This is a genomic window from Pedobacter chinensis, from assembly GCF_003339865.1.
GTDB lineage: Bacteria > Bacteroidota > Bacteroidia > Sphingobacteriales > Sphingobacteriaceae > Pedobacter > Pedobacter chinensis.
Map to the genome: position 1 here is coordinate 628,539 of NZ_QPKV01000002.1, position 24,257 is coordinate 652,795.

Genomic DNA, 24,257 nt, shown 5'->3' on the forward strand with positions numbered 1-24,257 from the left:
ATTATTGTACTAATGTAGGCACAACTTGTAATTCACGTCCTTTTTTTGAATTAAGAAGTGAATCTGCCTGTGCTTTTCTCTTTTTAATTTGGGCATCAGCCTTGGCTTTCGATAAAGAATCTGGTTTCATCTTTTTTCTAATCGCTAAAGAGTCTGTTTTAAAATTTTTAATGATCTTGAGCGAATCTGCTCTAAATCTCTTTTTTTGTATAAGCGAATCTGCCTTTTGCATTTTAATCTTTTGATCCTCTAGTTTCTTAGCGATCCCCTTATAAATTTCCTGTAACACTTCAGGGTTGCCGTTATAATACGTTAAACTCCTCGTGTATTGAACAGAATCTGTATTGTATTTTTTATAAATGCCATTATAGTAAGCAGCACCAACCTTCCTGGCCGAATCCTGCATATAAATGGTAGAAAGATAACCGTCAACCAAATGAATATCATATAATATGTCTTCCATTTTATCACGATTTATAATTCCATTCGGCACTTTTTGTTTACACCCCAGCCATAAAACAACTACTGCTAAAACCCAAACTAGTTTCTTCATTATTAATTTAAAACATTATTTTTTGCCCAAATTGCGGCAAGGTTGTTAATTTTACCCAAAAATAGTTATAAATGAGCATAGCTGATAATCTTAAGCAATATAAAAGCGAAGTAGAATCTGATAGAGTTAAATTAATTGCTGTTTCTAAAACACAATCTGTTGAAGCTATATTGGAAGCGTACGAGGCTGGTCAAAGAGTTTTCGGAGAAAACCTTGTTCAGGAAATGGTTGAAAAGCAAGAGCAGCTTCCAAAAGATATAGAATGGCATTTGATTGGTCACTTACAAACGAACAAAGTTAAGTATATAGCTCCGTTTGTTAAGTTAATTCATGGGGTTGACAGCTTAAAACTGCTTCAGGAAATTAATAAACAAGCTTTGAAAAACAAAAGAATAATTGATTGTTTATTACAGGTTTATATTGCTGATGAAGATACGAAATTTGGTTTGGCTTTTGATGAAGTGATTGAGCTTTTGAGATCTGAAGAATACCAGGCACTACAAAACATTCGGATTGTAGGCTTGATGGGCATTGCCACCAATACCAAAAATGAAAAACAAATCGCAACAGAGTTTAATGAATTGAAGGTATTTTTTGAGGGCATCAAAATAAGCTTCTTTCACAAGGATGATGCCTTTAAAGAAATATCAACAGGTATGAGCGCTGACTACAGAATTGCTATTGAAGAAGGCAGTACAATGGTGCGCATCGGGAGCAGCATTTTTGGTAAAAGAATAATCAAACATTTTAAAAATCTCTCTGCAAATTAAATGAATTTAAACATCAGAATCGCTAAGGCGGAAGATTGCCCTAGAATATTGACATTAATTAATGAATTGGCGCTTTATGAAAAAGCGCCTGAAGAAGTTACGGTAGATTTAAATCATTTCATTGAAGCAGGTTTTGGTGAAAATCCGGTATGGAAAGCTTTCGTAGCTGAAGTTGATGAAATCATTGTTGGCTTTGCCCTGTTTTACACCCGGTATTCAACCTGGAAAGGATGTAGATTATATCTCGAAGATTTTATCGTAACCGAAGATATGCGTGGAAAAGGCATTGGGAAAGTACTTTTTGAAAAAGTGATTGAAGAGGCAAAAGACAAAAAATATAATGGAATGGTATGGCAAGTACTGGATTGGAATGAGCCTGCAATAAATTTCTATAATAAGTACAAAGCACATTTAGAAAGTGGCTGGCTTAACGCAGCACTTTCTACTGAACAGGTTAAGGCATTTTAATATGGATATTTTTAAGTTTGGTGGTGCATCGGTTAAAGATGCTGCTGGTGTAAAAAATCTGGCCAATATCGTTCGCGATTATAAAAACGGAGAACTGCTTATTGTAATTTCGGCAATGGGCAAAATAACAGATAAACTAGAAGATTTAACTCTTGCTTATTTATCGCAAAGCGATAATACACATGCAATTTTCGATAAAATTAAATACTTTCATTTTAATATTATTGAAGAATTATTTGAAGGCAAATCAAACCCTGTTTATGATGATATTGCTAATTCTTTCGTTGAAATTGATTGGTTAATTGAAGATGAACCAGATCATGATGAAGATTACATTTATGATCAGATCGTTTCAATTGGTGAGGTGGTTTCTACGAAGATTGTTGCTGCATGGCTAAACGAAACCGGCAATAAATCACTATGGACTGATGCCAGAAACTATATCCAAACAGATAATACTTATAAAGAAGGAAAGGTAGACTGGGTTAAAAGTAACCAGATTATTCAGCGTGATTTAGTTCCTTTATTGGCCGATAATATTATTGTAACCCAAGGCTTTATTGGCGGAACGAGTGAAAATTACACTACAACCCTAGGCCGGGAAGGATCAGATTATTCAGCAGCTATATTTGCTTCTTGCTTAGATGCTGCTGCACTTACCATTTGGAAAGATGTTCCAGGTGTTTTAAATGCTGATCCGAAATGGTTTGATGAAACGGAAAAAATAGCACAGCTTTCTTATCATGATGCGATTGAGTTAACTTATTACGGAGCAACGGTCATTCATCCTAAAACCATAAAACCTTTACAAAATAAAGGAATCCCGTTATTTGTGCGGTCTTTCATTCAACCAGCAGGAACCGGAACAGCCATTACGAAAGATAACAATCCACTTCCTATTCCCTCTTTTATTTTCAAAATTAATCAGGCCTTAATTTCCATATTTCCTAAAGATTATTCTTTCATCATAGAGGAAAATTTGAGTAACATCTTTGAACTTTTCCATAAGCATAAAATTAAAATTAACACCATGCTGAACTCAGCCATCAGCTTTTCAGTGAGTGTTGATGATCATCCGGCTCAAATTGAAAAATTAATTAAAGATTTATCGGAAAGTTTTGCCGTGAAATACAATAAAGATTTAGAGTTGGTAACAATCAGATATTATAACCAAAACACTATAGACCGCGTTACGGTTGATAAAGAGATCCTTCTTGAAGTTAAGAGTCGCCACACTTGTCAAATGGTAATGAAGAATAGAGTGTAATTGATTTCCCGCATATCATATTTTCAGGGATTTCTTATTCAACTGCGCCCCAGTTGAAATAACGATAATTTTTCAATAAAGATAATGAACGATAAAATTTTAGCCAAAGCCGTACAGGATTACATCCATTTAAACTTAAATGCAGATGTAGCTCAAATCGCCTTAGCTAAAAGTCCTTTTGTAGGCGTTTCGTCGGCAGAACTTGCGGCGCAAATTTTAGCTAAAAAGAAATCTCAAAAGAAACTTCCGACCTGGTTCAATACCTCAAACATTTATTATCCCCCACCTTTATCCATTGAGCAAACATCATCAGAAACCACAGCAAAGTATAAATCCAGAATAGCAAAAGGCAATTCTTTAATTGATTTAACCGGAGGATTCGGGGTTGATGCTTATTATTTTGCAAAAAAAGTTGAACAAATTGTTCATTGCGAAATCAATGTTGAATTATCTGAAATCTCAAAACATAATGCAGAAGTTTTGCAAATAGATAATATCGATTTTCTGCCTTTGGATGGAATTAAATATATAGAATCTGGTTCCGAAAATTTCGATACTATTTACATCGATCCGGCGAGACGTGCTGAAACAGGAAAAGTTTTTATGCTAAGAGATTGTACACCTGATGTGGTGAGTCATTTAGATAAACTGCTGTCTAAATCTGCAAGAATTATTATTAAAACAGCTCCGTTACTCGATATTACTGCAGGGTTGCTCGAATTAAAATATGTAAGTGAGATTCATATTGTAAGTTTAAAAAATGAATGTAAGGAACTCCTTTGGGTAATTGATAAGGATTTTGACGGAACTGTAAAAATTGTCGCAGTAACGCTAAATCAAACGGAAAAACATTTTTCTTTCTTACAATCAGAATTAAACGATGAGGTTCATTTTGCCGTACAAATTTCTAAATCAAATTATTTATACGAACCTGATGCCGCATTACTGAAATCTGGTGCATTTAATCTTATAGGTAAGAAATATAATTTACAAAAGCTGCATCCTTATACGCAATTGTATATTTCAGATGAATTGAACACTGATTTTGCCGGAAGGATATTCAGAATAGATCAAGTTTTATCGACAGGAGAACTAAAAAAAGCTTCTGAGCTATCTGGTAATATTATTGTGAGAAATTACCCTGCTAAACCAGAGGATTTAGCTAAAAAGTATAAAGTAAAGCCCGATAAAGATCGCTTTTTGATTTTCACAAAAGATATTAATGGTAATAATATTGTTTTAAAAACAACAATTGTACAGTACTATTAGTCAAAAGAGGCCCTCCAAAAAACTCGTTCTGTCGTAATCTCCAGTTTAATCGGGTATCTTAATGCATTTTCAATATCGAAAGTTTTAAGATTATCTTCGATGAGCACTTGCTTGTGGAAATGACGACATAATCATTACCTGAAAATATTTGTATCTGCATGATAGGTTTTCACGGGAATGACGGGTTGACTTTTTGGACAGCCTCTTTTTGCTGGATGAGATATATAGTTTTCGCTTAAACTTTTTTAACGTTTACTGCCTGTAAACCTTTTCTGCCTTCAGCTACTTCAAATTCAACTGCATCGTTTTCTTTTAAGCTTTCGATTCCGCCTAAAACGTCTTTAAAATGTACAAATAGATCTTTATTGTCTTCTTGTACAATAAATCCAAAGCCTTTTTGAGTGTTAAACCATTTAACTTTTCCGGTTGCCATAAAAAATAAAAAATTGTATAAAATAAATAAACTCTTACGCTTTGATCAGTATTTCAATCAATCATTTTCATCATTTAAGTCAATTAAACAATAAGATTAAGCGTTAATATTGAAACAAAACTATCAAATATAATAATTTAGGCATATAACGCAATCCTATTTCGATAATTCAACAAGAAAGTTGCGAAATAGAAAAAAATTAATGCAATTATTTATTTGGTTGAGGGGTTGTACGCAAATATGGCTTTATGATTTGATGTCCTTTTGGAAATTTTGCCGGAATATCTTCAGTTTTAATACTATTCACAACAATAACATCTTCTCCATCTTTCCAATCAGCCGGAGTGGCTACGCTATAATTGGCAGTAAGTTGCAAGGAATCAATAACCCTTAAAACTTCATTAAAATTCCTTCCGGTGGACGCCGGGTAGGTAATTGTGAGCTTTACCTTCTTATCAGGGCCAATTACAAAAAGAGATCTAACTGTTAAAGTTTCTGATGCATTAGGATGAATCATATCATAAAGATTAGCCACAGTTCTGTCTGAATCGACAATAATTGGAAATTCAACAGATGTGTTTTGCGTTTCATTGATGTCGTTGATCCATCCTTTATGAGATTCTTCTGTATCAACGCTTAATGCCAATACTTTTACATTACGTTTCTCAAATTCATCTTTCAATGCAGCCGTGCGACCTAATTCTGTTGTACAAACGGGTGTATAATCTGCCGGGTGAGAAAACAAAACTCCCCAACTATCTCCTAAATATTCATAAAAGTCAATTGGACCTATTGAAGTATTTGCCTGGAAATTCGGTGCGGTATCGCCTATTCTTATACTCATAACTATTTAATTTTAAATTGATTTAAACAAATCTAAACAATAGCATAGTAAATACATAGACTTTATATTATTTTAATACAATCAAATTATAAAATCCAATAAAAAACCCTGAGGAGATTAATCAACAGGGTTTCAAGAATATTAATTTATTTGGGTAATTAATTATTATAAACCTTAATCATAAATACATAATCTTGTATTTTTTCTATTTGTTTGGTACGTTTTAAGCCTGAAAGCAAGCTTTTTTTACTGGCAGACAACTTGTTCGCTCCTAACGAATCTTGAGGGATAGCTCTCATCGCTTCTAAAATATATTTAGATTTGATGGCAAATGCTGCACCTTCTGTTTGATCAGGTTTTCCGCTGATGATACCAACAAGATTACCGTTGTCATCTAAAAGCGGACCACCACTATTGCCAGGGTTTACCGGAATTGAAACCTGATATTGAGTGGTATCACCAATAAATCCATTTTTAGAGCTCACGTAGCCTTCTCCTAAAACTGCATCATCTTTCGGATAACCTAAAGTATAAACCGTTTCTCCAATGCTACTGGTACTTCTCTTAATTGTATAAGGGATAGATGAAAGATGACTGAAATTTTTATCACTGATTTTCAATATCGCGATATCGTTTTGAGAATCGGTGTAAATTGATTTTACTTTAAAAGATTCACCCTTGTTATTTTGAACATATAAAGAATCTGCACCATTGATAACATGAAGATTGGTTAAAATATAACCATTTGTAGAAATAGCAAAGCCTGTTCCTCCAAAGTTACCAGGATTGGTACTTTTAGAAGGTGTATCAGACGATGCGTTTGATTTTATAGTCCTGATTAAGTTATTGGTAGAGTTTTTAACACGCGAAAGCTCTCTGCTCATGTTTCTGTAACGTTCTTCCTGCTTGCTATTGTGTTGAATAGAATAAACCGAAACAAAAGATAAAACCAGGAATGATGCAGCAACAGCAATTGCAGATTTATGTTTACGCCATAACTGAATCACACGAGATGGATGAGGCCTTAAATCAGCAGCCAGGCTTTCTACATCAATTTCTGCATGTATGTGATTTAACTGTTCTTTTAAACGGGATTGTGAAGCAAACATCTCCATAGATTCCAAAAAGAATTTATGTGAAACCACTTTATGATCTACAGCGGGATCATTACGACGCAATTGTTCAAAAGCCTCAGTTTCATGCGGATTAAGTTTACCTAAAAGATAATCTTCAATAATTGCATCTAACTCCAAATCGTTTCTCATTTCAATTATTATGGTTGAAAAAATATTTTCTTTAACCTTTGCAGGCATTTATATTTCTGTGTTTTTGCATTATCAGTATTGGTATAACCAAACTTTTCACAAATATCCTGCATGGATAAATTGTGGATATAAAAATCCTGAATAATGGTTTTGCAGGGTTCACCAAGATGATCAAGTGCAGATTGCATTTTAACAAACTGAAGATCTTTTTCTTCATGTTCTTCTACATCCTCTTCAACTATCAACACATCTTCATAATCAGTTATGCTACCTGCTTTTTTACTGTTTTGACTTAGCTTTTTAAGCCAAATTCGCCTGCAAACTGAATAAATATATGTTTTAAGTTTACTGCTCAATTCAAAATTGCCTTCCCTGATTTTGTTATAAAGAATTATTATAGCCTCCTGATAAACATCTTTTGCATCGTCCTCATCTCCATTATTATTAAGAATAAACTGCAAAACCATTGCATAATAAGCCTTGTATAACTTGTTAAGTGTATCTGCCGAGTTATTTAAAACACCTAAAATAACTTCTCTATCTGTTGGAACTGAACTCTTTAAACTGTTATTCACTAGTTAATACATTTTTCTAAAAATAGTAACCCAATATTAGACAAAAAAATATTTATAGCCGCTATGATTGCTTAATACAATCTTAACATAAAGGGTAACCCAAAAGAGAAAGAAAAAAATCTTCTGTTTTTTTTAAATTAATGGGTTACCTTTTTACCTTTGCGGCATTAACAAGAAAATTAATTACTCAATTACTTAAAAAAATCAAAAAATGAAAAATGCATTCAAATTAGGCTTTTTAGCTTTAGCTTTATCTTTATCAGTTGTTGCTTGTAACTCAGAGAAAAAAGCTGAAGGTGCTGATACTACTTTAACTGATTCTTCTACTATCGTAACTGATACTACTTCTGTAGATACTGCAGCTCAAGATTCTACTGTAACTACTACAACTACTACTGAAGAAGTTAAACACTAGTTTAAATCTTATTCATAATAAAAATGGCCCTGAAAAGTATTTTCAGGGCCATTTTTATTTTTTTTATTTTTTTGGGTTACCTTTTTAAGTTTCCTGTATTAAATGTAAAATTAATTACTTAAAAAAACTTCAAAATGAAAAATGCATTCAAATTAGGCTTTTTAGCTTTAGCTTTATCTTTATCAGTTGTTGCTTGTAACTCAGAGAAAAAAGCTGATGGTGCTGACACTACTTTAACTGATTCTTCAGCTATCGTAACTGACACTACTGATGTTGATACTGTTGTTAAAGATTCTACTGTAAAAGATACTACAGTTGCTGTAACTACAGAAAAAACTGAAGTTAAACACTAATTTAACTTTACGTTATAAAAAAAAGACTTTAAGCTCGCTTAAAGTCTTTTTTTTTATAACTTATTTTTTCATTGGGTTACTTTTCAAGTTTCTGGGTATTAATAGTATATATTAACCCTAAAACAATATTAAAATGAAAAATGCATTCAAATTAGGCTTTTTAGCCATAGCTTTATCACTAACAATTGCTGCTTGCGGTTCTAATCAAAAAGCTGATGGTGCTGATACAACTGTAACAGATTCATCAACAATTATTAATGATACAACTGATGTTGATACTATAGTTAAAGATTCTACTATAAAAGATACAACAGTTAAATCTACTACTACTAAAGAAGAAGTAAAACACTAATTTATTTTAGGTTTTCACATAAAAAAGGCTTTAACAAAAATTAAAGCCTTTTTTATTGGGTTACTTTTCGTTATAAAACGTATTAATTAATAATTAACCCATTAAAAACTTCTATACAAAACAAAAAACATGAAAAACACATTCAAATTAGGATTTTTAAGTCTTGCTTTATCTTTAGCTATGGTAGCTTGTAGTTCAGATAAAAAAGCTGATGGTGCTGATTCTACGGTTACTGACACTACAATTGTTGACACTACAATTGCTGATACTACACTTACTGATACAACAGTTATTGATACTGCTACAAAAATTTAGTCGTTTTCTACATCACTAAAAGGCTTTAGGTAATCCTAAAGCCTTTTTTGTTTTTATCTGCTCTAATTGCCCCAAAAATCCATCAATTATCGTAAATTTGCGGCAAAATTATAATCTGCATAAATGAAATTAACTTCGCTACAAGCAATCTCACCTATTGATGGTCGTTACAGAAAAACAACTGAAAATTTAGCTGCTCACTTTTCTGAGGAAGCATTAATCAAATACCGTGTTTTTGTAGAAATAGAGTATTTCATTGCTTTATGCGAAATTAATTTGCCAGGTTTAGAAAATTTTGATAAAAACCTTTATGCTGATCTGCGTAAAATACATGAAAATTTCTCGGAAACTGATGCTTTGGAAGTTAAGGAAACAGAAAAAACCACCAATCATGATGTTAAGGCTGTAGAGTATTTTATTAAAAGTAAATTTGATCAGTTATCCCTTCAGGATTATAAAGAATTTATCCATTTTGGTTTAACTTCTCAGGACATCAATAACACTGCGATTCCTTACTCCGTTAAATTAGCTTTAAATGACAGCTATTACCCGGCAATTACATCATTAATTGAAAAAATTAATGCTTTGGCTACCGAATGGAAAGACATTCCAATGCTGGCGCATACTCATGGTCAGCCTGCCTCTCCAACTAAATTAGGAAAAGAGTTTCTGGTTTTTGCCGAAAGATTAAATATTCAGGTAGAAAGTTTGAAGGCAATTCCAAACAGTGCTAAATTTGGCGGAGCAACTGGAAATTTCAATGCTCACCATATCGCCTATCCACAGATAAACTGGGTAGATTTTTCCAACCAATTTGTCAATCAAACTTTAGGCCTGAGCAGAGCACAACATACTACTCAAATTGAGCATTACGATCAATTTGCTGCACAATGTGATGCTTTGAAACGAATTAACAATATCATTATTGATTTAGACAGAGACATCTGGACTTATATTTCCAAGAATTATTTCAAACAAAAAATTAAAGCCGGCGAGATTGGTTCATCGGCAATGCCACACAAAGTAAATCCAATTGATTTTGAAAATGCCGAAGGTAATGCAGGCATTGCCAATGCATTATTCGAATTCTTTGCTGCGAAACTGCCTATTTCTCGTTTACAACGCGATTTAACAGATTCAACTGTATTGAGAAATATTGGTGTTCCATTAGCACATACCTTAATTGCAATTAATGCTACACTAAGGGGGTTGAATAAAATTTTATTAAATGAATCTGCTTTACACGCCGATTTAGATGATAACTGGGCTGTTGTTGCCGAAGCCATCCAAACAGTTTTACGCAGAGAGAACTTTCCAAATCCTTATGAGGCCTTAAAAGAACTGACCAGAACAAATTCAAAAATAAACGCAACAAGTATTGCCGATTTTATTGAAGGATTAGCTGTTTCTGAAGCAGTAAAAATACAATTGAGAACAATTACACCGTTTAATTATACAGGCGTCTTTTAGTCAAATTAAATTTACGCTAAACAGACAGCTCACAAAAGTTTTATTAGCGACTAATTGTTAATTTTGTTTATTCAAATTGATAAGACATGACGATTAACGTATATACAGAACAAACCCCTAATCCAGCTACCATGAAATTCATGGTTAACAAGCTGTTAATTAACGGAAGTGAAGATTTCGCCACTAAAGAAAGCGCTGAGCATTCTCCATTTGCGAAAGAGTTATTTAAGTTCAACTTTGTTTCTGGTGTATTTTTCGCCAGCAATTTTGTAACCATCACTAAAACAGATGATGCAGATTGGGCTGATGTTGAAGCAATCTTAAAGGAATTTGTTAAAGGTGCTGTAGAATCTGAATTAAAAATTAAGGAAGCAACAGCAGAAGAAGCCCCAGCATTTGAAGGCTCGGAAACGGAAATTAAGATCCAACAGATTTTACATGATTATGTTCGCCCGGCTGTAGAACAGGATGGTGGTGCAATTACTTACAAATCTTTTGATGAAGGAGTGGTTACCGTGGAGTTACGTGGTTCTTGCAGTGGTTGTCCGTCTTCTACCATCACGCTTAAATCTGGTATTCAAAACCTTTTACAAAGAATGGTTCCGGAAGTTACGGAAGTTGTTTCTGAAGCATTATAATAGCGCATTTTTCATAGTACATAATTGAAGAAGTCTTGATGAAAATCAGGACTTTTTTTGTTCAACAGCAATTTATTTTAATTAAACGCAAAGTTTTACGAAGAATATAGGGGGGGTACCATTAAGAAATGAAGAACATTAAGCTTTTGCGCCAAACCATAGCGGTCGTCCTTTCGAATTTATGCAGACACAAAGCCTTTTTTACCACGGAGAACACAAAGATTTCACAGAGAACGCAAAGAAAGTTTACGCAGAGGATATAGCGGTTTTACCAGTAAGAAATGAAGAACATTAAGCTTTTGCCCAAGCCATAGGAGTTGTCCTTTCGAATTTATGCAGACGCAAAGCCTTTTTACCACAGAGAGCACAAAGATTTTCACAGAGAACGCAAAGAAAGTTTACGCAGAGAATATAGCGGTTTTTACCAGTAAGAAATGAAGAACATTAAGCTTTTGCGCCAAACCATAGGAGTTGTCCTTTCGAATTTATGCAGACGCAAAGCCTTTTTACCACAGAGAGCACAAAGATTTTCACAGAGAACGCAAAGAAAGTTTACGCAGAGAATATAGCGGTTTTTACCATCAAGAAATGAAGAACATTAAGCTTTTGCGCCAAACCATAGGAGTTGTCCTTCCGAATTTATGCAGACGCAAAGCCTTTTTACCACAGAGAGCACAAAGATTTTCACAGAGAACGCAAAGAAAGTTTACGCAGAGAATATAGCGGTTTTTACCAGTAAGAAATGAAGAACATTAAGCTTTTGCGCCAAACCATAGCGGTCGTCCTTCCGAATTTATGCAGACGCAAAGCCTTTTTTACCACAGAGAGCACAAAGATTTTCACAGAGAACGCAAAGAAAAACATAAAGCTTAGTGCCCTCTGTGCCTTTACTTGGTGTACTCTGTGGTTATTTATTGCGTATCAGCCTTGGCGTTCTTTGCGCCTTCACTTTGCGAACTTTGCGGTTAAAATTGTACTTTAGGTTAAAATTGTACCTTGCGGTTAAAATGAAATTACCCGAAATACCTCTTAATTGCCTCTAGCATCTCTGCAGTTAGTTTTCCGTTGGTAGCCAATATCTCTCTTTTATTGAAATAATCATTTCCACCTGAAAAATCAAAAACTTCTCCGCCTGCTTGCTGTATAATAAAGCAACCTGCTGCAAAATCCCATTGTTGTAGATTGTATTCAAAAAAAGCATCGAAACGACCACACGCAGTATAAACCAAGTCAACAGCGGCGGCTCCGATACGACGAACACCGTGACTCTTTTGCATCATCTCTTCTAAAAGCTTTAAATATTGAGGCTGTTTATCAAATTGATAGTAAGGGAAACCCGTTGCCAATAAACTCGATTTTAAATCAGGATTTACTGAAACATGAATCTCCTTCTTATTCATAAAAGCACTTCCACCTTTATATGAATAAAACATCTCGCCTCTATTTAATTCATAAACCACACCCATCACAGGTAAACCACCTTCATATAAGGCTACACTGATGCCGTAAGCAGGAATACCATGTATAAAATTGGTTGTTCCATCCAAAGGATCAATAATCCATTTATAGATTTTTCCTTCCCGGTTTATGGTTTTTTCCTCTGTAATGAAACCCGCATCGGGAATTAATTTTTCGAGATTTTGTACCAGTTTCTGTTCTGCTGTTTTATCAACATAAGAAACCATATCATTTAAGCCCTTATATTCAATCTTATTGGCATCGAACTGCAAAGATTCCTTACGGATAAAGTTTCCGGTAAGCTTTACAATCGAAATCACCTTATTGCACAGTAATTCGTAATTCATAGCTATTTAACAAACCTCAGTGAATGTTGTTGGATTTAAAATGAATTTATAAACCGATGAACTTAGGCTAAGTTATTCTTATTTCTTAAAGCATAAGCACTTAACGCAATGCCACCAATTACTAAAAAAGTAGAAATCATTTCTGCTTGTGTAAATGACAAACCAAAAACATGGTATTTAGAATTTACCCGAATCAATTCAATACAGAAACGCTCGATGCCATTTAATATCATGTAAATACCAAACATTAACCCTGGTGCTTTTATTTTATCTCTGATGCTCCACAGAAAAGCGAAAAGCAGCAAGCAAATAATTACCTCGTAAATTGGCGTAGGATAAACCCCTTGTGCTAATTCATTGCAAAATTTACCAGGACAACCCGGAATTGGGATTCCTTCACCTACAACGTTATTTGGATATTTGTATGACCACAACCAATCTGGCAACCATGAAAAAGGTTTTGGATTAGGATTTACAATGCCCCAATCACCATCTCCGGCCAAATGACAACCAATGCGGCCAACAGCATAAGCAAGCATCATACCCGGGCCACCAACATCCAGCATGTGCAATGGTTTAATCCCATTTTTCTTAGCAATAACAAGCACTGCAGCTCCACCACAAATTAAACCACCATAAAAAGTTAAACCACTAAATGACAGCAATCTTTCGATTGGATGTTGTACAAAATCATCCCAATATTCCAGGTTATCAAAAAACTTAGCTCCTAAAAACCCCCAAATGGCCGCCCAAACCACAATATTGCTCATTAATTGATAAGGATGAACGGTTACCTGTGTTTCTTTTGGTTTAGTTAATTTATGCTTGTCTTTTTCTTTGTAATCCCAATAGGCAAATAAACCCGCGAAGAATAAACCACCAATGATGTTTCCTTTTGACGACATTAAAATTGATTGTGCATCATTTACAAACAACGAATAGTTTACCAATGCATAAACCAGTTTATAACCGATGATGAAACCGAATAGTCCATTCAAAATCAGCTCCGAAGTAGTTGCTGGTTTTCCAACAATGATCGTTTTTTTGATGGGATGCAGAATGCCCAAAGCCTCTTTACGTTTCAATTCTTTGGTAAAAGCCCAATACCCCGCCACAAATGCAAGAGCAACAAAAACGCCAAAAGTGTTAAAAGGTAAAGGCAGATTAACGCCAAATAAATATTCTAAAAAATGTGAAACGGTAGGAAACATAAAAGTAATTTGTTGCGAAGATAGGAAAGAAAGACCAAAGCTGAAAGCTATATAAGAAGTCTTAAGTAGACAGTTCTGAGTCTGAAGTATTTGTACAAATTACATGATAAGGATTATAAATAATAAAGATGCTGACCAAGAAGTAGCTGCATGACTTATAAGGCAATTATTTACACTTGTAAAAACAAATTCAGCAGGACGTGGTAATTAAGCACAACGGATAAAACACTAAACATAAATGCCTTCATTAAATAAAAACGAAATTTAGTGGTATGCGTAAGCAGTTTCCAACTCAGCTACTTCCACCTCTCCGTCCGCAGTAATTTCCAAAAGTTTCACAGCTTTAAGCTCATTAACCATAAGCGGATCATACTTAGCCTTAACTTTTACATAGTTTTTGGTAAAACCATGCATATAACCCATTTTTTGATCGGCTTCAAATAACACTTCAGCTTCACTGCCAATTTGAGATTCGTAGAACGCTCTACGTTTTTTATCGGAAAGGATATGCAGCATTTTACTTCGTTCGTTCCGTTCGCTCCCGGCAACCACACCTTTCATTTCGGCCGCCACGGTTAATTCACGCTCTGAATAAGTAAATACGTGTAGATATGAAATATCCAGCTGATTTAAGAATTGGTAAGTATCTAAAAAATCCTCTTTCGTTTCACCCGGAAAACCTACAATAACATCAACTCCAATACAACAATTTGGCATTACTTCTTTAATTTTGGCAACACGTTCCACATATAAATCTCTACGGTAACGGCGACGCATTAAACCTAAAATCTTATCAGAACCTGATTGTAAAGGAATATGAAAATGAGGAACAAATCTTTTAGAGGTTGATACAAATTCGATAATTTCATTGCTCAACAAATTGGGTTCAATTGAAGAAATACGAATTCTTTCGATTCCCTCTACCTCATCCAGTGCTTTAACCAAATCAAAAAATTTATCTTCCCGTTGACCATTGCGAATACCGAAATCACCAAGGTTTACACCGGTTAATACGATTTCTTTTACACCACTTTCTGCAATCATTTTTGCACGGTTAACCACATTTTCAATGGTATCACTACGGCTTGCACCACGTGCTAAAGGAATGGTACAATAGGTACAAGGATAATCGCAACCATCCTGAACTTTTAAAAAAGTACGCGTTCTATCGCCAATTGAATATGATGCAATGAAATTATGGTTTACCTTTTCAATACTCTGTTGATGAACAACAGCTTTTGGCTGCTTCGTTAAATCGGTAATGTATTCTACAATTCTGAATTTTTCTGCAGCGCCTAAAACCATATCAACACCTTCAATTTCAGCAATTTCCTGTGGTTTTAATTGAGCATAACAACCGACGATGGTCACAAAAGCATTTGGAGAATATTTTAAAGCCTCTTTAACAACCTTACGGCATTTTTTATCAGCATGTTCGGTAACAGAGCAAGTATTGATCACATATACATCAGCCTGATTCTGAAATTCTACCACTGCATAACCTGCATCGGTAAATAATCGTCCGATTGTTGAAGTTTCAGAGAAGTTGAGTTTACAACCTAATGTATAAAATGCGACCTTTTTCATTGAGCCTGCAAAGATACAAAATTACTTTGGAGTTAGGCGTTTGACGCCTTTACAATGCACAAATTACAGTGAGATAACAAATTCAATACTGAATTTTAATTGGAAATTTCAACACAGTTAATTTTGAACAGAAAATCACTGCTCTTGCCAGCGATAGCTTTCTTGTTCAAATCCGGCCAAATCCAGCACACGACTAATTACAGTTCCGGCAACTTCTTCTATGGTTTTGGGCAAACTGTAGAAGGATGGATTTGCCGGACAAATAATTCCTCCGGCTTCGGTAACGGTTTTCATGTTGTTGATGTGGATTAGACTAAAAGGTGTATCTCTTACCACAGCAATCAATTTTCTTCGCTCCTTTAATACTACATCTGCCGCCCTTGAAATCAAATCGTTCGATATTCCATGTGCAATACGGCCTAAAGTACCCATTGAGCATGGAACAATGATCATGGTATCGTATTTTGCCGATCCTGAAGCAAAAGGCGCATTAAAATCATTCTTATTATAAAAAGTAAAGCCTTTAAAATCGTTATAGTTTTGATTGCCAAGCTCAAATTGCCAAACTTCTTTAGCATTATCACTCATTACTACTCCAACCGCCTCTATCTGATCCCTCAATTTTACCAACTGATCAAATAAAACTTTTGCATAGACAGAACCACTTGCCCCCGTTACTGCAACAATCACTTTCTTTTTAATCATAAAACAAAAATAGCTTTTATATATAGTTTAATCATAAAAAAAGGGCCAGAACAAAGTTCTGACCCTACATCTACCTATGAAAAACATACCCTCGAAAGGGTAAGAACAAATATATATATTTTTTTAAAAAAAGATAACGGAGAAGTGTTAAATCGGCTAAATAGATCATTTATTCTTTATAAAAACTACAAACATCTGATTTACAGTTATTTATTTTTAATCAAAAACAAAAAAAATATAGAATTTATCTAAAGAAATGGCTAAGAAAACCCAATTATCAATTGAAAAATCTATTATTTAAAAGCATTTTTATTCTTTAAAGTGATAAAAAAACAAACAACAGCATGCTAAATCCAACAAATTACCGTATCGTAAAATTAACTTAACGTAAGCATGAACATGTTAAATACATTAAAATTCTCCGTCAAGTAGAAGTGGTGTATAAACCTCCAAGTGAGAAATAACCGGATGGTTAATCCATCCGGAAGATGTGTGAGAAATATGGAATATCCATCTAACCTCACACGTCTTTCCCGCGAAGGTGGAAATCTTAAAGCTTTCTCTATTAAAAAGTGTTAGCTTTTTTCAGTCACATTATTCTTTTTATATTGTTCAGAAAACTCTGTTGGTGTTAAGTGAAATTGCGTATAAAAACATTTACTAAAATATGAATGTGAATTAAATCCCACCATATAACCAATTTCAGATATGGTATATTCTTGTTGCACCAATAACTTCGCTGCAGTTTTCAACCTGATCAACCGTACAAACTCATTGGGCACATGACCTGTTTTAGCTTTGATCTTTTTATACAGACTCGACCTACTGAGCCCCACCTCTCTACCCAGATCTTCTATAGATAGCTGAGGATCAGAGATTCTTTCTTCAATGATCGCCGTAATCTTATCCAGAAACTTCTTATCTCTGTTACCACTAATCAGAATATCCGTTCCTTCAAAAGGGCTCTGAGCAAAACGTTGTTTTAAATTGAATTGCAGTTCCAGTAAGTTTTTAATGATTAGGGAAAGTTGTTTCCATTTAAACGGCTTGGAAATATAAGCATCGGCACCACTCTCCAGTCCTTCTATTTCGGCATCAGTATTTGTTTTCGCGGTAAGCAGCACCACTGGCAAATGACTATAGTTGATATCGTTTTTGATGGTTTTGCATAACTCAATCCCATCCATTACAGGCATCATTACATCAGAAATTACAATATCAACTTGATATTTGTCTAATTGCTTTAAAGCTTCTTTGCCATTTTTAGACCTTAAGGTATGATATCCTTCAGCGGCAAAACTTTTGGACAGAAAATCCAATAAAGACTGGTCATCCTCTACAACAAGTACTGTTTGCTGTCCTTCATTCTCTTCAATAATTTCATCCAGATCAATGGTTGAAGTCAGTTCATTTTGTTTAAATGGAATGAGTACCGTAAAGACCGTTTTTACCCCTTCTTCGCTTTCCACGGCTAAAAGTCCACCATGTTTTTCGCTAAGCGATTTTGCCAAGGCAAGGCCGATTCCGGTTCCGCCCAGATTACTATATTGATGCTCTTCTGTTGAAACTTTGAAGAATTTTTTGAAGATAGAATCCATCTGATATTTTGGAATCCCGATCCCATCATCCTGTACACTTATGGAAATCATTTCCTCTCCTGTAGCAGTTAAGTAGAGATCATTAATTTTAATCTCCAATTTCTTTCTTGCAAACTTGAAGGCATTGATCAGGAGGTTACTCAAAATTTTCATTAATGCTTCGGGATCTGCGTTGACATCTAACTTTTTAAATTTACTGTTAACTGAAAATTCAAGTCCTTTTTTAATTGCAATCGGAGAAAAACGGTCACGAATACTATTAATTAAATATATTAACTCAATGGGTTCGGGATGTATCTCGAAAATATCGCTTTCAATGCGCCTGAAATCGAGTAACTGGTTAACCAGTGTAAGCAAACGATCAGAATTTTCTTCCATTACCTGCAATTGATCCAAACTTTCCGGATCTCTTTCTTTTTTAGAAAGAAGTTTTTCCAATGGTGCGATGATCAAAGATAAAGGTGTGCGAATTTCATGCGCCATTGCAGTGAAAAATTCGATCTTCTGTTTATAAAAATCTTGTTCATTCTTATTTTTTAATCGTTCCAGTTTTATTTCATTCCGTTTGCGTTCTTTATTGTAAATATATCGTCGCAACAATACGATTATCACAACCAGAATGATAAAATAAAAGATATATGCAGGGATTGTTTTATAAAATGGTGGAAGAATTTTGATCTGAATGCTGGAAACCTGACCACCATCTCCCCCTAAATCATCAGTTACCTTTACTTCAAATTTATAGTCGCCTGCCGGCAGATTGGTATAAGTAGCTTTTCTCTGGCTACCCACATTATTCCAGTTTTGATCAAAGCCTTCCATTTTAAAAGCATACTGGAGTTTATTAGGGGCAATAAAACTTAGTGATGCGTATTCAATACTCAGAACAGACTGGTCATGCTTTAAAACAATTTGCTGAGTATAATTGATCGATTTTTTCAAAGGACTATTTTCATCACTAAGATCCAGATCCTTGTTGAAAAGTTGAAAATTGGTAAACGAAACCCGGGGTGTGGAAGCGGGGCTTTTAATCTGGTTTGGATAAAAGGCATTAAATCCATTAATCCCTCCAAAATACAATTTACCTGATGAATCTTTATAGTAAGCTTTGTAGTTGTATTGCTGACTTTGTAAATTATCCCACTTCCCAAAGCTCCTTTTACCTTTTGATTTAGGATCAAATTCGAATACTCCGTTATTGGTAGAAAACCACATTTTCCCGGAATTATCCTTAATGATCCCGTAAACCACTGCACTCTTTATCCAGTTTTCATCATCATAAACTTTAAATTTTCCAGTTTTTTTGTTTAAAACATTTAGTCCGCTACCATCGGTACCTAACCATAAATTACCTTCATCATCATCCAGTATGCAGATAATTTTATTGGAGCTAATTGAGCCTGGTTTTTTAGAATATGCATATTGGGTAAGATGATTTTTCTTATCCATTCTAATCAAACCATTATCATAAGTTGCTATCCAGATGATACTATCCTTATCTTGATAAACCTGATAAATGCAACTTTTATCGAGGTTTTTACCCTTGATTCTGATGAATTTATCCTGTTCCTTATCGTAAAGATTTAAACCTGAAATGGTAGAAACCCAAATTCTTCCCTGCCGGTCTTCTTCAATGGAATAAACACTGTTATCGCTGAGCGTATTGGGATTATTCGGATCGCTTTTATATCGTTTTATTTTTCCGGTGACAGGATTCAAAACATTTACTCCACCAGTGTACATGCCAATCCAGATATGACCAGACTTATCCTGGTAAAGGGCGTGAATATTATGATAAGAAAGACTATCCTGATTAGCTGAAAAAGGGAATTTTTTAAATGTTTTATCTGTGGAGTTGAAATAATTTAAACCACCATCTTCAGTGCCAATCCACATATTTCCTGGTGAGGTTTCCAAAAAAGCACTTACTGCATTTCCCGATAGTGAATTCTTTACCCCTGATGGATAGTAAAATTCAAAACCTAAACTCCCTTCATGGTAATAGTTTAAGCCACCAAAATAAGTTCCAACCCAAATACCACCTTCCCTATCTTTAAAAACGTTGTAAACCGCATCATCATTAATACTAAAAGGATCGTTGTTTTTGTTCTGATAAACCGTAAAACGATTGCTTTGCCGATCAAGAATATTTAGGCCCTTTTCTGTTCCTAAGCAAATATATCCTGGTTTTGGTTCGTAAATTGCCCTGACAATATTATCGCTAATGGAATTTCCTGAAGATTTCTGGTAAACTGTAAAACGATCTGAATGCTTATTCCAAACATTCAAACCACCTGCCATTGTTCCAATCCAAATGTCGCCTTTAGCATCTTTATATAAGTCCAGAATTACATTACTGGAAAGTTTATTATCAGAAGAAGATGAGTTATACCGGCGTATCTGATTATTTACCGGATTTAAAACATCAATGCCTTTTCCATATGTTCCAACCCAGATATGCCCTGCATCATCCTGCAATATTTTAGAAACTTCATTTGATGATATTTTCGGAACTGATGAAATGGAAAAATTTCTGAGTTTTTTTGTTTCGGGTTGAAAGCAAAACACACCATTTTCTTTTGTTGCTATCCAGATATTTCCATTTCTTGACCTTATAACATCATTAATAAAAAAATTTTTGAGTGGAGCAAATAGTGTAAATTTTTCAGTTTCCAGATTGAAGATGTAAATGCCCTCATCAGTACCTATCCAAAAGGTTTTTGCATCATATTTGAATATTTTCCTAATGAAATTATTTCCTAAACTTCCTGAAACTCCCTTTTGGTATTGAAAAGATTTAAAACTATACCCATCAAATCTACTTAGCCCATATTTGGTACCAAACCACATATAGCCCTGATCATCTTGCTCAATATCCCAAATGGTATTTGCACATAAGCCATCCGTTACCGTGTAATGCCTGAAAAATATTTTTTGGGCAACGGTTATTGGTGTTATAAAAAAGCTAAAAAAAAGCAACAGGGCTATTGCCCTGCTTAATTTTTTGATCATCATAAATGGCTAGATAGGTAACACAATATAGTGATCTTTATACAGCTGAATCACTATTTAATATCATTTAGTTTTTTTATTAAATCAACTTCATCTTTTTTATATGGTGTTCCATCTTTACGAAAAACATCGTGAAACCATTCTTTTGGTTCTTCTCCGTTTTTCAAAGGTGTATCCCAGGCATATTTTGTATTTGATTTACCATCTACTAAACCCCAGTTTATGGCACCAACATTTTCTTTCTTTAACAATGGCATTACATTTTCGAAACGACTGCCACGGGTTCTGGCCATATATTCTGTACAAATCATTGGTCTGCCATGAGATCTTAGCATTTCAATCACTCTTTGATGCCATTGTGGTTCTTCATAATCATGATAAGTGATCACATCTGAATTTAGCGCCTGAAAAGCATTTAATTCCTTATAATCCCAAGCCCAAAGGCCGGCACTAATTGGCTGCTCCGGATTAACCGATCTTGCCCAGGTAAACACACTTTTTAATAAAGGTAAGGAACTTGTTAATTTTCCAGAATTACCTGGCTCATTGTACAAATCCCACAAAAGAATGCGCTTATCAGTTTTAAAACGACTCATCACATCTTTAACATATTTTTTCAGTGCTGGAAAGTTTGCCTCTTCTTTAGAATTCGGATCGCCAGGATCTTGAACCCATCCGGAATTATGAATACCTGGTTTTGGTTCTGGTTGTTTCCCGATTTTTGCCTGTTTGTTCCAGCAATCATCAAAAAACACAAAAATGGTTTTGATTTTATGTTTATCAGCAATAGCCAGGTACTGATCCACTCTTTTCTTAAAACCTTCTTTATCCTGTTCCCAGGCCAAACTGTGCAAGTAAACCCTCATGGTATTAAAACCAATGCTTTCTGCCCAACCAAGTTCTTTATCAATAGTTTCCGGATCAAAGCTATCAGCCTGCCACATTTCCAATTGATTAATGGCGGTGCTAGGCAAAAAATCTGCACCATTTATCCATTTATATTGCTTATACCAGGCATTCGCCTTTTCCAGCGACCATACCTTTCCTACTATTGGAGTTGTATTTTGAGCACTTGCAGATGCCGTAATGATCATACCGATCAATAGCAAATAATTGAAATATTTTTTCATAATGAATCTTTATATAATATCTGAGCTTGTTGATGTGGTTATTTTTTTTCTGATGGAATATTAAGTTCCTGATCGGTTTTTACCGGTATCCCAAAATTTGGAGAACCATCAGCATTCCATGTAAATTTTTGTGCTCTTGGCGAACGCTGCCCGCCGCAACCTTGCCCCGGTCCTGAGTTTGCGTGATAAAGAATCCAATCCTCCTTGCCATCCGGAGATTTAAAAAAAGAGTTATGGCCGGGGGCATATACACCGTTTTCAGGAGATTGCCTGAATACAGGCTGATTACTTTTTTCCCATGATGATACATCTAAAATATTTTTCCCTTTTAATGTGAGCATGCCCAGTGCATAAAAATCAGTCCAACAACCACTCGCAGAATAAATCAGGAAAACTTTACCTTTATTCATTAAAATTTGGGGACCTTCATTTACATCAACATGTGGCGGATTACCTGCATCATTTAAATCTCCATGTTTTTCCCAATCAAATTGTGGCGAAGATATTTTATGCCTTTCCCCATCAATTGTCCATGGATTTTTCATTTTGGCAATATAAATCTCTTGTTTTTGGTTGATGTCTCCCTCCCATCCTGCCCAAACCATATAAAGTTTGTTTTTATAAGTAAACACAGAACCATCAATTGCCCATTTATCAGTTGCATCTCCAACTTTACCCTTAAAAATCCACTCTCCATTTAGTGGATCTTTACTGGAGTTTTCCAACACATACATACGATGATTGTTATTATTTCCATCATCTGCAGCGAAATAAACATACCACTTACCTTTAATAAAATGAATTTCGGGTGCCCACAATTCTTTTGAATAAGGTGTATCTGCAGGCGGAACAAAAATAGTTTTCTTCTCTGCTGTTTTTAAATCAGCTAAATTTTTCGTTTTCCAGATGACCAATTTGTTCTGCATGGAATGGGTATAATAATAATATCCATCTTTATAAATGCTCCATGGATCAGCTCCTGATGGCAATAAGGGGTTTGTAAAAGTTTGTGCTGAACCAAGGTAAACACTAAAAATCGCCAGAAATGTTAACGTAATTTTTAGGAGGATTCTCTTTTTTGTCATCTTATTTTTCTCCTGAAGGTTTAGTGATTTGCAATCCGGTTGCTACCGGCTCTCCAAAATCCGGGCTACCATCTGCCTTAAATGTGAATTTTTGCATCCTAATATTTCTTTTATCTGCGCAGCCTTGATTTGTGGCCGAGTTAGCGTGGTAAATAATCCAATTTTCTTTTCCATCAGGTGATTTGAAAAATGAATTATGCCCAGGACCGAATGCGTTGTTTTGAGGCTGCTTTACAAATACTGGTTGTGCTGATTTTGTCCAATCTGCTTTTACTAAAGGATTTCCTCCGGCTTTCAGGCTCATCATTCCAAGGGCATAATCATCGGTACCACAATAACTTGCTGAATAAATTAAAAACGGCTTATTATCGGGAGAAACCAATACCTCAGGTCCTTCATTTACACCAAATCCATTTTTTTCCCAGCTAAATTCCGGCTCCGTTAATTTTGTTGCCACACCCTCTAAGGTATAAGGATTTGTCATTTTAGCGATGTAAATATTTTGTGTCAAATTAACATTTGTTAAATCGGGTCTTCCACACCAAAGGAAATATCTGCTTCCGTTAAATTCGAAAACAGTACCATCAATTGCCCAAAAATCGGCATCGGGACTAAATATTTTGCCTTTATCTACCCAGGTTCCTGTTGTTGGGTCTGCACTGCTATTTTCCAAAACCCAGGTTCTCTGACTAATATCAGTTCCATTTCCAGCTGTGTAATAAATGTACCATTTGCCGTCCAAATAAAACATTTCCGGCGCCCAAACATTTCTGGAGTTTTGGCCCCCTGCTGCTGGAGTAAATATGGTTTTAGGAGTTGCCGAAGCCAGCTTAGACATGGCAGTGGTTGTCCACAAATTAATTGAACTTCCATTGGTTTGCAGATAATAATAAACGCCATCTTTTTGAAAAACTGACGGATCAGCCCCATTCATTAACGGATTGGAGAAAGTGCTTACTGTTACAGGCGGATCAACAGGGTTTATTGGTGTCGGGTTACTTGATTTTCCACATGATAAGATCACAGAGATCATCATCATACTGAAAATCAAACGGTAACATTTCAATTGTTCAAATATTTGATTGTTCATCATAGATATATGTTTTGGATAAGGTTAGCAAAGAAAACTCTGCTAAC

The 24,257-nt window shown here is 34.9% G+C and carries 23 protein-coding genes; 10 read left to right on the forward strand and 13 right to left on the reverse strand.

All coding sequences use genetic code 11. The features are described 5' to 3' along the window. Position 1: 1 nt before the first annotated feature. Positions 2 to 553 (reverse strand): DUF4296 domain-containing protein, encoded by a 552-nt coding sequence (locus DU508_RS03995; protein ID WP_115401526.1) that lies wholly within the window; start codon positions 551 to 553, stop codon positions 2 to 4. A gap of 71 nt (positions 554 to 624) precedes the next feature. On the opposite strand from DU508_RS03995, the gene DU508_RS04000 reads away from it, so the two are divergent. The 4 genes from DU508_RS04000 to DU508_RS04015 all read left to right on the forward strand — a co-directional run bounded on the left by DU508_RS04000 (position 625) and on the right by DU508_RS04015 (position 4,327). Then, positions 625 to 1,323, forward strand: coding sequence for a YggS family pyridoxal phosphate-dependent enzyme (locus DU508_RS04000; protein ID WP_115401527.1), 699 nt, complete (start codon positions 625 to 627; stop codon positions 1,321 to 1,323). Then, positions 1,324 to 1,791, forward strand: a complete 468-nt coding sequence (locus tag DU508_RS04005; RefSeq protein WP_115401528.1) for a GNAT family N-acetyltransferase — start codon at positions 1,324 to 1,326, stop codon at positions 1,789 to 1,791. A 1-nt stretch (position 1,792) separates the two neighbouring features. Beyond that, on the forward strand, positions 1,793 to 3,058 hold the full coding sequence (locus DU508_RS04010; RefSeq protein ID WP_115401529.1) for an aspartate kinase: 1,266 nt from the start codon (positions 1,793 to 1,795) through the stop codon (positions 3,056 to 3,058). Positions 3,059 to 3,142: 84 nt separating this feature from the next. Next, positions 3,143 to 4,327, forward strand: a complete 1,185-nt coding sequence (locus DU508_RS04015) for a THUMP-like domain-containing protein (protein ID WP_115401530.1) — start codon at positions 3,143 to 3,145, stop codon at positions 4,325 to 4,327. Between the two features lie 235 nt (positions 4,328 to 4,562). Here DU508_RS04015 and DU508_RS04020 read toward each other — a convergent pair whose 3' ends face one another. From DU508_RS04020 to DU508_RS04035, 4 genes are all read right to left on the reverse strand, one after another. Further along, positions 4,563 to 4,760, reverse strand: coding sequence for a cold-shock protein (locus tag DU508_RS04020; protein WP_115401531.1), 198 nt, complete (start codon positions 4,758 to 4,760; stop codon positions 4,563 to 4,565). Positions 4,761 to 4,968: 208 nt separating this feature from the next. Further along, on the reverse strand, positions 4,969 to 5,604 hold the full coding sequence (locus tag DU508_RS04025; protein WP_115401532.1) for a peroxiredoxin: 636 nt from the start codon (positions 5,602 to 5,604) through the stop codon (positions 4,969 to 4,971). Positions 5,605 to 5,762: 158 nt separating this feature from the next. After that, positions 5,763 to 6,869 (reverse strand): S1C family serine protease, encoded by a 1,107-nt coding sequence (locus tag DU508_RS04030; RefSeq protein ID WP_115401814.1) that lies wholly within the window; start codon positions 6,867 to 6,869, stop codon positions 5,763 to 5,765. Positions 6,870 to 6,877: 8 nt separating this feature from the next. Beyond that, positions 6,878 to 7,444 carry an RNA polymerase sigma factor gene (locus DU508_RS04035; protein WP_115401533.1) on the reverse strand — a complete coding sequence of 189 codons (567 nt, stop codon included), beginning with the start codon at positions 7,442 to 7,444 and terminating at the stop codon, positions 6,878 to 6,880. A gap of 211 nt (positions 7,445 to 7,655) precedes the next feature. Between DU508_RS04035 and DU508_RS04040 the strand changes: the two genes are divergently transcribed. The 6 genes from DU508_RS04040 to DU508_RS04065 all read left to right on the forward strand — a co-directional run bounded on the left by DU508_RS04040 (position 7,656) and on the right by DU508_RS04065 (position 10,987). Continuing rightward, positions 7,656 to 7,859, forward strand: a complete 204-nt coding sequence (locus DU508_RS04040) for a PG1828 family lipoprotein (protein ID WP_115401534.1) — start codon at positions 7,656 to 7,658, stop codon at positions 7,857 to 7,859. Positions 7,860 to 7,993: 134 nt separating this feature from the next. Further along, a complete protein-coding gene (locus DU508_RS04045; RefSeq protein ID WP_115401535.1) occupies positions 7,994 to 8,212 on the forward strand; it encodes a hypothetical protein in 219 nt (72 codons plus the stop codon). Between the two features lie 133 nt (positions 8,213 to 8,345). Then, the gene (locus tag DU508_RS04050) at positions 8,346 to 8,564 is read left to right on the forward strand and encodes a hypothetical protein (protein ID WP_115401536.1); all 219 of its coding nucleotides are present in this window, start codon (positions 8,346 to 8,348) and stop codon (positions 8,562 to 8,564) included. A gap of 129 nt (positions 8,565 to 8,693) precedes the next feature. Then, positions 8,694 to 8,879 (forward strand): hypothetical protein, encoded by a 186-nt coding sequence (locus DU508_RS04055; RefSeq protein ID WP_115401537.1) that lies wholly within the window; start codon positions 8,694 to 8,696, stop codon positions 8,877 to 8,879. A gap of 123 nt (positions 8,880 to 9,002) precedes the next feature. After that, positions 9,003 to 10,349, forward strand: a complete 1,347-nt coding sequence (gene purB, locus DU508_RS04060; protein ID WP_115401538.1) for an adenylosuccinate lyase — start codon at positions 9,003 to 9,005, stop codon at positions 10,347 to 10,349. Between the two features lie 86 nt (positions 10,350 to 10,435). Continuing rightward, positions 10,436 to 10,987 carry a NifU family protein gene (locus DU508_RS04065; protein ID WP_115401539.1) on the forward strand — a complete coding sequence of 184 codons (552 nt, stop codon included), beginning with the start codon at positions 10,436 to 10,438 and terminating at the stop codon, positions 10,985 to 10,987. A 1,013-nt stretch (positions 10,988 to 12,000) separates the two neighbouring features. Here DU508_RS04065 and DU508_RS04075 read toward each other — a convergent pair. The 8 genes from DU508_RS04075 to DU508_RS04110 form a co-directional block, all read right to left on the reverse strand. Continuing rightward, positions 12,001 to 12,792, reverse strand: a complete 792-nt coding sequence (locus DU508_RS04075; protein ID WP_115401541.1) for an inositol monophosphatase family protein — start codon at positions 12,790 to 12,792, stop codon at positions 12,001 to 12,003. Between the two features lie 62 nt (positions 12,793 to 12,854). Further along, a complete protein-coding gene (locus DU508_RS04080) occupies positions 12,855 to 14,003 on the reverse strand; it encodes a prolipoprotein diacylglyceryl transferase (RefSeq protein ID WP_115401542.1) in 1,149 nt (382 codons plus the stop codon). Between the two features lie 264 nt (positions 14,004 to 14,267). Beyond that, the gene (gene mtaB / locus DU508_RS04085; RefSeq protein WP_115401543.1) at positions 14,268 to 15,590 is read right to left on the reverse strand and encodes a tRNA (N(6)-L-threonylcarbamoyladenosine(37)-C(2))-methylthiotransferase MtaB; all 1,323 of its coding nucleotides are present in this window, start codon (positions 15,588 to 15,590) and stop codon (positions 14,268 to 14,270) included. A 135-nt stretch (positions 15,591 to 15,725) separates the two neighbouring features. Then, positions 15,726 to 16,295: a UbiX family flavin prenyltransferase gene (locus tag DU508_RS04090; RefSeq protein ID WP_115401544.1), complete on the reverse strand. Its 570-nt coding sequence runs from the start codon at positions 16,293 to 16,295 to the stop codon at positions 15,726 to 15,728. A gap of 575 nt (positions 16,296 to 16,870) precedes the next feature. Beyond that, positions 16,871 to 20,908: a hybrid sensor histidine kinase/response regulator gene (locus DU508_RS04095; protein ID WP_115401545.1), complete on the reverse strand. Its 4,038-nt coding sequence runs from the start codon at positions 20,906 to 20,908 to the stop codon at positions 16,871 to 16,873. A gap of 50 nt (positions 20,909 to 20,958) precedes the next feature. Further along, entirely contained in the window at positions 20,959 to 22,035 is a 1,077-nt protein-coding gene (locus DU508_RS04100) for a cellulase family glycosylhydrolase (protein WP_115401546.1), read from the reverse strand. Between the two features lie 38 nt (positions 22,036 to 22,073). Next, positions 22,074 to 23,120, reverse strand: a complete 1,047-nt coding sequence (locus tag DU508_RS04105; protein ID WP_115401547.1) for a glycoside hydrolase family 43 protein — start codon at positions 23,118 to 23,120, stop codon at positions 22,074 to 22,076. Position 23,121: 1 nt separating this feature from the next. Further along, on the reverse strand, positions 23,122 to 24,213 hold the full coding sequence (locus DU508_RS04110) for a glycoside hydrolase family 43 protein (RefSeq protein WP_233509388.1): 1,092 nt from the start codon (positions 24,211 to 24,213) through the stop codon (positions 23,122 to 23,124). Positions 24,214 to 24,257 lie beyond the last annotated feature (44 nt).

Bases quoted from the DNA above. Each gene is read 5' to 3' on its own strand.
- DU508_RS03995 (WP_115401526.1), bottom strand. From the start codon at position 553: ATGAAGAAACTAGTTTGGGTTTTAGCAGTAGTTGTTTTATGGCTGGGG.
- DU508_RS04000 (WP_115401527.1), top strand. From the start codon at position 625: ATGAGCATAGCTGATAATCTTAAGCAATATAAAAGCGAAGTAGAATCT.
- DU508_RS04005 (WP_115401528.1), top strand. From the start codon at position 1,324: ATGAATTTAAACATCAGAATCGCTAAGGCGGAAGATTGCCCTAGAATA.
- DU508_RS04010 (WP_115401529.1), top strand. From the start codon at position 1,793: ATGGATATTTTTAAGTTTGGTGGTGCATCGGTTAAAGATGCTGCTGGT.
- DU508_RS04015 (WP_115401530.1), top strand. From the start codon at position 3,143: ATGAACGATAAAATTTTAGCCAAAGCCGTACAGGATTACATCCATTTA.
- DU508_RS04020 (WP_115401531.1), bottom strand. From the start codon at position 4,760: ATGGCAACCGGAAAAGTTAAATGGTTTAACACTCAAAAAGGCTTTGGA.
- DU508_RS04025 (WP_115401532.1), bottom strand. From the start codon at position 5,604: ATGAGTATAAGAATAGGCGATACCGCACCGAATTTCCAGGCAAATACT.
- DU508_RS04030 (WP_115401814.1), bottom strand. From the start codon at position 6,869: ATGAGAAACGATTTGGAGTTAGATGCAATTATTGAAGATTATCTTTTA.
- DU508_RS04040 (WP_115401534.1), top strand. From the start codon at position 7,656: ATGAAAAATGCATTCAAATTAGGCTTTTTAGCTTTAGCTTTATCTTTA.
- DU508_RS04045 (WP_115401535.1), top strand. From the start codon at position 7,994: ATGAAAAATGCATTCAAATTAGGCTTTTTAGCTTTAGCTTTATCTTTA.
- DU508_RS04050 (WP_115401536.1), top strand. From the start codon at position 8,346: ATGAAAAATGCATTCAAATTAGGCTTTTTAGCCATAGCTTTATCACTA.
- DU508_RS04055 (WP_115401537.1), top strand. From the start codon at position 8,694: ATGAAAAACACATTCAAATTAGGATTTTTAAGTCTTGCTTTATCTTTA.
- purB (WP_115401538.1), top strand. From the start codon at position 9,003: ATGAAATTAACTTCGCTACAAGCAATCTCACCTATTGATGGTCGTTAC.
- DU508_RS04065 (WP_115401539.1), top strand. From the start codon at position 10,436: ATGACGATTAACGTATATACAGAACAAACCCCTAATCCAGCTACCATG.
- DU508_RS04075 (WP_115401541.1), bottom strand. From the start codon at position 12,792: ATGAATTACGAATTACTGTGCAATAAGGTGATTTCGATTGTAAAGCTT.
- DU508_RS04080 (WP_115401542.1), bottom strand. From the start codon at position 14,003: ATGTTTCCTACCGTTTCACATTTTTTAGAATATTTATTTGGCGTTAAT.
- mtaB (WP_115401543.1), bottom strand. From the start codon at position 15,590: ATGAAAAAGGTCGCATTTTATACATTAGGTTGTAAACTCAACTTCTCT.
- DU508_RS04090 (WP_115401544.1), bottom strand. From the start codon at position 16,295: ATGATTAAAAAGAAAGTGATTGTTGCAGTAACGGGGGCAAGTGGTTCT.
- DU508_RS04095 (WP_115401545.1), bottom strand. From the start codon at position 20,908: ATGATGATCAAAAAATTAAGCAGGGCAATAGCCCTGTTGCTTTTTTTT.
- DU508_RS04100 (WP_115401546.1), bottom strand. From the start codon at position 22,035: ATGAAAAAATATTTCAATTATTTGCTATTGATCGGTATGATCATTACG.
- DU508_RS04105 (WP_115401547.1), bottom strand. From the start codon at position 23,120: ATGACAAAAAAGAGAATCCTCCTAAAAATTACGTTAACATTTCTGGCG.
- DU508_RS04110 (WP_233509388.1), bottom strand. From the start codon at position 24,213: ATGATGAACAATCAAATATTTGAACAATTGAAATGTTACCGTTTGATT.